Raw genomic sequence first — 1,947 nt, 5'->3', positions numbered from 1 at the left:
CGAGGAGCTTGCGCACCTCGGCATAGGACGTATCCGGGTCCGTGACGTCGAACCACACCGAGGCGATGCCCAGTGCCTCGGCACCGCGGATGTTCGTGCGCTGATCGTCGAGGAAGACCATGTCGGCGTACGTGACGCCGAGCCGCTCCGCGAGCAGCTCGTAGAGACGGGGCGCGGGCTTGAGGTGACCCTCGACGGACCCGTCGACGACCACGTCCATGTCACCCACGATCTCGATCCTCTGGATCCATTCCTCGCTGTGGAACGCCCGCAGGTCATTGGTGAGGATGGCGACCCGAAGTCCGGCCTGACGCGCGTCCCGAACCAAGATCCGAGCGTGCTCGCGTACGAGTTCAGGTCGTGGCGGGTCGTAGAGGTGCGCGATCATGGCCCGAATGTCGGGCTCCTGCCCGCCTGATTCGTGCCACTGCTCGGCCCGGGCATCCCAGTAGGCGCGTTCGGTGATCCGCCCAGCCTGCAGGTCCTCCCAGACCGGGTCCGGCTGCTCGGCCGTGGCCAGTGGACCGCGCTGGTGGAGCAGGGCGTATGCGGGTGTCCCGGGCTGGTTGGCGACGAGCTCGAAGGGAGTCAGCAGCACCGGGCCGCCGAAGTCGAGCACAAGGGCTGCAGACATCAGTGCTCGGGTTCCTCGATGACGGCCCGGTCGAACAGCACCACGTTGCCGGTCCAATGGCACTCCGCGCACCAGGTGAGGAATACGCGGTCCGTACTGCTCCACCACTCCGTGATCAGGCCGCGCTCCAGGGACGCGGAGCACCCCGGACAGAACTTCGGCTTGTCCAAGAGATGGTGGGCGGCGTCGGAGGCGAACCAGTCGCCCGGTGGCGGCAGCCGGTAGGGGTCAGGAGGAAGCGCCGGCATCGGCCCGTGGTGGGCAGCGCGCCGCGCTTCCTCGTTGAGATCAGGCACCGGACCCGGCCTTTTCGCGGGCATCTGCGGCGGCGTGGTGCAGAGCGAGCAGCTCTTCACGGATCGGGCTATAGCGCATCGACCCGCCGTTGATCCACGCGTCGACGAACTCGGTGCCGGCACCGAACTTGTCCTTCTCGCAGGGCAGGTGAATGACCTCGTGCTTCTCTCGTACGACGCCCGGCGGGTCCTCGCCGTCCTCAACCGCGGCCATTGCCTCCTTGAACATCTTCCGGAGCATCGCGACGCCCTGGTCGGAGCGCCCGAGGTGTTCCTGCGAGCGGTCAGTGATCGGGCCCTGCGAGACCCACGCCATCACGTCCTGCCCCTCGACGTAGTCAGTGATGAACTCGCCGTTCTCGTCGCGGAACGGGAACTCGTAGACCGCAGGCCGATCCTGCTTCTCCCACTCCCCACCCTCGGGGTGGTGGAGGGTGTAGAAGAGTTTCCAGGTCGTGGTGTCGTCGATCGGCACCCGGATCTGCATCTGGTCGATCCACTGGCCGCCGACGCGCATTCCGTAGGGGAACATCAGTGGGTGGCCGATGGCCCAGTCGTCGTTCTCCTCGCTGTGGCCCTCGAGCACGCGGCGCTTGATGATGCCGTACTCGAACTCCTCGAACGCGACCTTCATGTGTTTCTTCTGGAAGGACTTGGGTGCCTCGAACCCCTGTGTCTCGCCCAGGAACTGGAAGTAGGCGCCGTGAAGCCACTCGACGTGGTGCGGGTCTACGGAGTTCTCCATGATCTGCAGCCAGTTGCACGGCAACGTCGCTGTGCCGACCTCGCGAATGCCGTCGAGCACGTAGACGTCGAACGGTGGCAGTTCGGGCACCGGAGCGGGGCCGACGTACACCCAGACCATCCCGCCCATCGTCTGGGCGGAGCCGGCCTTGGCCTTGATCTTCTCGCGGAACGTGGTGTTGTCGTTCTCGGCTGGCTGCTCGACGCACTGTCCGTCGAAGTCGTACTTCCAACCGTGGTAGCCGCAGCGGATGCCGTCCTCGTGCACGATTC

At 66.1% G+C, this 1,947-nt stretch carries 3 protein-coding genes; all 3 read right to left on the bottom strand.

Annotation, left to right across the window (positions count from 1 at the left end; translation table 11 throughout):
• The coding region (locus tag RMO85_RS00620) for an HAD-IA family hydrolase (protein ID WP_310525802.1) at positions 1-634 on the bottom strand (634 nt) is incomplete at its 3' end.
• Positions 634-930, bottom strand: coding sequence for a hypothetical protein (locus tag RMO85_RS00615; protein WP_310525801.1), 297 nt, complete (start codon positions 928-930; stop codon positions 634-636). The genes RMO85_RS00615 and RMO85_RS00620, both read right to left, overlap by 1 nt.
• Positions 923-1,947, bottom strand: a 1,025-nt coding sequence (locus RMO85_RS00610; protein WP_310525799.1) for an aromatic ring-hydroxylating dioxygenase subunit alpha, incomplete at its 5' end; no start/stop codon positions are given. The genes RMO85_RS00615 and RMO85_RS00610, both read right to left, overlap by 8 nt.

Source organism: Nocardioides sp. (genome assembly GCF_031422975.1).
Lineage (GTDB): Bacteria > Actinomycetota > Actinomycetes > Propionibacteriales > Nocardioidaceae > Nocardioides.
Note: the sequence above shows the minus strand (reverse complement) of the source record. Positions and strands in the feature narration are given on the sequence as shown.